The organism is Methylomagnum sp., from assembly GCF_054333355.1.
Genome location: NZ_JBTEKS010000276.1, coordinates 1 through 5,843, shown reverse-complemented (window position 1 = coordinate 5,843; position 5,843 = coordinate 1). Strand labels below are relative to the sequence as shown.

Annotated in this window: 7 protein-coding genes and 1 pseudogene; 4 read left to right on the top strand and 4 right to left on the bottom strand. The window is 62.1% G+C overall.

The annotated features are described in order from the left end of the window. Positions 1 to 1,345 (top strand): annotated as a pseudogene (locus ACXWUF_RS17020) (hypothetical protein); the annotation flags it as partial. A gap of 165 nt (positions 1,346 to 1,510) precedes the next feature. On the opposite strand, the gene ACXWUF_RS17015 reads toward ACXWUF_RS17020, so the two are convergent. From ACXWUF_RS17015 to ACXWUF_RS17005, 3 genes are all read right to left on the bottom strand, one after another. Then, on the bottom strand, positions 1,511 to 2,599 hold the full coding sequence (locus tag ACXWUF_RS17015; protein WP_458495818.1) for a HEAT repeat domain-containing protein: 1,089 nt from the start codon (positions 2,597 to 2,599) through the stop codon (positions 1,511 to 1,513). A 3-nt stretch (positions 2,600 to 2,602) separates the two neighbouring features. Beyond that, positions 2,603 to 3,901 carry an esterase/lipase family protein gene (locus ACXWUF_RS17010; protein ID WP_458495817.1) on the bottom strand — a complete coding sequence of 433 codons (1,299 nt, stop codon included), beginning with the start codon at positions 3,899 to 3,901 and terminating at the stop codon, positions 2,603 to 2,605. 217 nt (positions 3,902 to 4,118) lie between these two features. After that, positions 4,119 to 4,241, bottom strand: a complete 123-nt coding sequence (locus tag ACXWUF_RS17005) for a hypothetical protein (protein ID WP_458495816.1) — start codon at positions 4,239 to 4,241, stop codon at positions 4,119 to 4,121. 280 nt (positions 4,242 to 4,521) lie between these two features. Here ACXWUF_RS17005 and ACXWUF_RS17000 point away from each other — a divergent pair, with 280 nt between their 5' ends. After that, the gene (locus ACXWUF_RS17000) at positions 4,522 to 4,854 is read left to right on the top strand and encodes a BON domain-containing protein (protein WP_458495815.1); all 333 of its coding nucleotides are present in this window, start codon (positions 4,522 to 4,524) and stop codon (positions 4,852 to 4,854) included. Here ACXWUF_RS17000 and ACXWUF_RS16995 read toward each other — a convergent pair. Beyond that, a complete protein-coding gene (locus tag ACXWUF_RS16995; protein WP_458495814.1) occupies positions 4,844 to 5,038 on the bottom strand; it encodes a hypothetical protein in 195 nt (64 codons plus the stop codon). The two genes, ACXWUF_RS17000 and ACXWUF_RS16995, sit on opposite strands and share 11 nt — an antisense overlap. 76 nt (positions 5,039 to 5,114) lie before the next feature. Between ACXWUF_RS16995 and ACXWUF_RS16990 the strand changes: the two genes are divergently transcribed. Together ACXWUF_RS16990 and ACXWUF_RS16985 are read left to right on the top strand one after the other, a co-directional pair. Then, positions 5,115 to 5,537, top strand: a complete 423-nt coding sequence (locus ACXWUF_RS16990) for a hypothetical protein (protein ID WP_458495813.1) — start codon at positions 5,115 to 5,117, stop codon at positions 5,535 to 5,537. 27 nt (positions 5,538 to 5,564) lie between these two features. Then, on the top strand, positions 5,565 to 5,741 hold the full coding sequence (locus ACXWUF_RS16985; RefSeq protein ID WP_458495812.1) for a YqaE/Pmp3 family membrane protein: 177 nt from the start codon (positions 5,565 to 5,567) through the stop codon (positions 5,739 to 5,741). Positions 5,742 to 5,843 lie beyond the last annotated feature (102 nt).

Genomic DNA, 5,843 nt, shown 5'->3' with positions numbered 1-5,843 from the left:
GTATTTCTATGATTTGGAAACCACGACCGCAGAACGGGTCAGTCTGGCGTTCGATGGTCAAGAGGCGTGGCCGTGGATCACAACCTACCCCTTCTACGTGCCTTATAGCTTGGGTGCCACTGGCCCGGCCCTGATGTCGGCGGATCAATCCACCGTGGCCTTCGCCTCCTATTCCAGTAATTTGGTGCCCTACGACTATAACGGCCAGCCGGATATATTCGTTCGGGACCGGGCCAAAAATATCCTGGAGCGGGTGAATATCTCGGCCATGGGCGAAGAGGCGGTGGGGGGTATTTCCGAGCTGACCGGCCTGTCGGGCGATGGCCGGTTCGTCGCGTTCCAATCCCATGCCGAAAACCTCGTCCACAAGGATTCCAATCAAGCCCCGGATATATTCATGCATGACCGGAAAACCCGGCACACTTGGCGCATCAGCCAAACCAGCGAGGGCATTGAAGGGAATGAAAATTCTGATCTCGGAATATTATCCGGCGATGGACAAACCCTGGCTTTTTTATCCAAGGCGTCCAATTTGGTCGAGAACGACACCAATGGCGTCGCGGATATTTTCGTGAGGACTATGCCAACCGTACCGCCGTCAGCGGATTTGACCATCGCCCAAACATCAAAACTTATTGGCGACGACCCCAATACCGCCACCGAGTTGGAATATACCGCCACGGTGAATAACAAAGGCGACACGCCCGCGACCAATTCGGGATTCACGGTGGAATTCCAAAAAAGCTTTGTGCCCGTGACGCGGGACTCAGGCTGTGAATCCACCCAGATAGGAACCACCGGGCCGTACCAGGTGACTTGCCGGGTTGGCAACTTGGCGGGCGGGGCGAGTGCCAGCAAACATTTTACGGTGACGCAAACCAAGAATGGTTACTTCCAAGCCTATGCCAATGCCTGGGCCGACCAATTCGACCCGAATAGCCAGGACAACACCCATACCCTGATGGATTCGGTGAATCTATTGCCCGCCGGTGATGTGGCGGTGACGGTCAAACCCAATCTCAAAAAGGCCACGGTGGGAAAGAAAATCCAGTATAAAGTGACCCTCAAGAATGCTGGCTCGGTAAAGGCCGACGAGCTTAATTTATCGCAGTATTTTTCATTGCCGGTGCAATTCGTGGCGATTCCCAAAGCCTGCCATATTGATGGTGAAAACTCCCTAAATTGCAGCTTCGGCCCTCTGAAGGCCCATCAGCAAACCAGCGTGGTGATCGCAGTGAAGCCCCAGCAGACGGGGATTTTGAATGCCACAGGGAATGTCTGGACCAATCTCAAAGAGGTCAACTTTGATAATAATATGGCTGTGGGAGTGGTTACGGTTAATTAAGGCCCGGGTGGGAAGTGGCGGGATCCGGGATGATCGGCCTAGTGCTTTGTCAGCCATTGAATGACGCGATAGGTGTAGGTCGGGCAGGTATTTCCTGCCCGACGCTTCGGCCAGACCGCAGCGTCGGGCATGAGTACATGCCCGACCTACCCCAGACTGATGATATTACTGTCCCGGCCCCTCCACATAAGGCCGGGTCTCCGCATCCCGCTCCCACAGCCTCGCCTGAATCGCCGCCAGCAAGCCCGGATCGCGGAACGTGTAGCGCCCCTCCGCCGCCATGACCAGATCGACGGAAGCATCATCCACGATGTTGCCCAACCAACGCTGGGCCAGCGCCCGCGCCCGATCATCCTCCGCCCGCGCCGCCCAATCCAGTAGCGCCTCGGTGGCGGCGGGGTCGCCCATGGCGGCCAGCGCATTCCCGGCGGTTTCAGCCACCGGCGCGAGGGAACCGGCATCGCCATTCAGCCGCGTCGCCAGCGGGGCCACGGCGGCGGGATTCCGCACCGCCGCGAGTTGCCGGGCGATGATGTGGCTCTGCGGCTCGTCCGGGCGGCTTTCGATGGTTTCCAGCAAGGCTTCGACGCCGGACGCGGCACCTATGGAAGCCAGCCCGCCCGCCACCGCCGCCAGCAGTTCCGAGTCGTTCGCGGCTTGGGGCAAGCGTTGTTCCAGTGGGGGCGACAATTCCATCGGATATTCGCCGTTGTCGTAGGTGTGGGTGCCAACCCGGCTGATTTCCGCCAGCGCAGCCCGCCGCAACGTCGGCTCCGCACCCGGGCGCGTCAATTCGAACAAGGCCGCCAGCGCCGCCGGGGTGGCGATGCGGCCCAGCAATCTCACCAGGGCTTGCCGCTTATCAGCGCTGAACCGCCCCAGGCTATCCAGCAGCAATCGCGGCACCGCATCGTCGCCGAGCTGGGCGCGGCGCTCCAAGGTCGCCAGCGCGGCCAGCGCCGTTTCCCGGTCGCCCGCCGCGTCAGCCGTCGCCAACGCACCCATCAGGCGCGACGAGGCGTAGCCCTGAAAGCGGGGGTCAATGCCGGTTTGGAATCGCCCGCCCGTGTCCGGCGCCAAGCTTGGCCGGGCTGGCTGAGGGGCGTTCTTCTCGGCCGGGAGCGATTCCCGCGACAACGCCCGCCGGGATTCGTGGGCGACCCGCTCCGGCGCTTGGTTGACGAGCCGCCAACCCGCCAACCCAACCAAGAGCAGCAACACCAGCGGAACCAGCCACCGCACGAATCGCTTCATGGCTCAGGGCGCCTGGAAGCCCGCCTGTTTCTTAAGCATGGCCCGCAATAGCTGCTTGATGTTGCGGGTGCGCTGGGTTTGCTCGGTGTGATGCACGCCGCTCAGGTTCACCGTGGTGAACTTCTCCCGGGGGAGCAGCTTGCTGAATGTCTGGGAAATCAGCGGCACGATGCCATCGCCGTTGCACGCCCAGCTATCCGGGTTGCGCTCGCTCCAGGCCCAGCCGCCTTGTTTGGCGTTCTTCGCGTTCGAACAAAAATCGCCACGGCGGGAAACGCCGCCGATGATGTCGGCCAACACGTACCCGCGCAGGCGGACGAAATCCCCGGAATCCAGCGCGGGGATCAACATGGGAAACAAGCGCTTGATCGCCAAATCGCCGAGCAGGTCCAGTTCGACGCCCTCGCCGATGGGCGTGTCGCCGCCCAGCACCAAGCCACGGGACACCATCTGCCCAAACGCCTCGACCAAGCCGCTCAGTTGCCCCACGTCCGCGTTCAGTTGGCAGAGGGTCTGGTTGGTCCGATTGGCGCAAGGCGTCCCCGCATAGGTGCCCGGCTCGGTGCTAAGGAAATCCATGCTGGGCGAGAACAGGAATTCTAACTGGTCGCGGGAGCGCACCGTGACCGGCGTGGGGATGATGCCCTGATACCTGATGCGCACGGACTTGGGCACGTCGCCAATGCTCACTTGGTTCTGGTCCATGAAGCCCTTGACCCGGCCCAGGGGCGTGCCTCGGTGGGGCGTGCCGATGGTCAGCAGGGCAAGCTTGAATTGGGGGGTTGAGCTGGACTGTTGGAGATAGGCCCGCGCCGCCAGTCCGCCCCGGCTGTGCCCCACCAGCACGATGGCCGATGGGCGCATGACTTGCTGGATGTAGGTCACGGCGCGACTCACTTCATCGCCCAATTGGTCGAGGCTCAGGCCGTCGCCGTGGGGCCAGGCGTCGTCCGAGAAATGCAGCCGATAGCAACGACTAGCGGCGATGCTGTCCGGGTCGGTGGCTTCCCGGAGGGTGGGGCAACGGTTGCCGAAGAGGCTCTTGACCGCCGCATTCCAAGCGCTTTCGTCGGAATTCAGGCCGTGCAGCAGCAGGTACACGGTGCCATCGCCCTGAGGGTCGGTCTCGGCGCTTGATGGCGTCGAGGCCCGCCCGTCCGGCCAATCGCCCGATGCGTCCGCCGAATACGCAAAGGCAGGCGCGGCCCCCAAGACTGGCATCAGCATCCCGATCAGCCAGCGGGACAGCCCGGCGCGGAGCCTCCGTTTAAGATCATCACAATAGTTTTGGCGCGTAGGCATTTTCATACTCGGTTGATGGCGGTTGACCTGTCATCGTCATTAAATTGGCAAAACACTGGAATTCAAAGCTCGCTTTGAAGCAAGCCTGCCGGTTCCCAAACTCCCGCTCGGGAACCCGCGTCTCGGAAGCCCCGCTTCCCATGTCCGCTAATTCCGGGAAATTGTTTTCGGCCACATTCTTACATGGCAGTGACCGGGCCGGGTCTTGGCCCCTATTTCACTCCCTTTGGACCAGCGGCACGCCATAAGCTTGCAGCAAATCGTCGATTTCTTTCCGACGCCGCTCCAAACCCCGGCCCAGTTTATCCCGCAATGCGGTGTTGCCCCTGAGTAACCCCATGGCGATGGAGAATTCGCATGGTCGGTGTCGCGTGGACTGGGTGATAGCGACCATCGGCATTGAGAAAGCCGAGCAATGTTCCTCCATTGCGGAATCGCACATTCAGCGCTTTAACACGCAGGGCGCACGGCGTGCCCCCATCCGATGGCCCGGCGCTCTTCCTCAAACCAAACTCGTCCGCAAAAACCCCCACCCCCGACCTTTCCCGCGCATTTTGAGTCGAAACGACTATCCCGGACCGGAAGCGTCCGAATCTCAACCAGCCAAGGAGGGCAACACGATGTCAACCACCCAATCTTTCGCGCCGCTCGCGGTCATCGCCGTCATCCTCGCCTGCGCCCCGGCCATCACCCGGGCCGCCGACCCGGACAATCCCAGCGCGGCCCGCGCCGGTGAGGCCATCGACGACAGCGTCATCACTACCAAGGTCAAGGCGGCTTACGTGCAAGACCCGCTGGTGGGCGCCCTCGACATTCACGTCGAGACCGTTCAGGGCACCGTGCGGCTGAGCGGATTCGTCCGCAGCGAGGCGGAGAGGGAACGGGCCGCCACGCTTGCCCAAGCCGTCGAGGGCGTTAAGGACGTCAAAAACGGCATTCAGGTCACGAAATAAGCCAGCAGGCCGAGCCGCCGGGTCCGCCCGAATCGCCCGCCATGTTTCGCATGGCCTCGTCCATCGAACACCTGCGCCCGCCCACTCGGCAACCACCGCCCTGCCCCGCTGCGCTGGAAACTTCCAGCGAGCATTCCTCGCCGGGCACGTTGACGATGCTGTTGATCGGCTGGTTGTGGGCCATGGCTACGTTGCCGCCGAACCCGCCATCCGCTTGGATGTCAGGAAATCGCGCCGGACTCGTCGGGCAGCTTTCCGGAATGGCGCCATTCTTTGAATTGCCGACGGGCGTTCTGACCAAGCCGGGCGTCATTCTGCGCGGGCTGGATCGGCGCATGTTACCGGCCATCCGCACCGCCGTCTCCGTGTGGCTAAAGCATGGCCGCGCCCTGGTCATCACCTCGGGACTGGACGGCAGGCACCGCAAGGGCAGTCGGCATTATTCCGGTCTCGCCCTCGATCTGCGGAGCCGGGATTTGGGCGGCGCCGACCGAGTCCTGATGGCCCGTCAATTGCGGGAGGCGCTGGGGGATGGCTTCCGGGTGATCCTTGAACGGGACCACATCCATGTGGAACACGATCCCGCGAGCCTCGACGCTTCGAAAATCGCCCGCACCACCGTCAAGCCCCGGCGCCGGGCCTCGGGCCACGGGGCTGCCGAATTGGCGGAGGGCGTTCCCTGAACCCATTCATTCAACAGGAGACAAGCCATGTCGTCGGTCACGTTCACAGATGTCTTCAAAATTATTTTCGCCGTCATCCTGCCGCCCCTAGGGGTGTTCATGGAGGTCGGGTTGTCGGGCGCGTTTTGGCTGAACGTCCTGCTGACGCTGCTGGGCTTCGTGCCCGGCGTCGTCCATGCGCTGTACGTCATCCTAACGCGCTGAGGCGGATGGTCCGCAGGTTCCCACGCCCGCTTCACACCATTAAGGCGATTTCCAGGAAAAGACATACCTGAAAGACATATCTTGGGTAGAGCGAGCGAAACC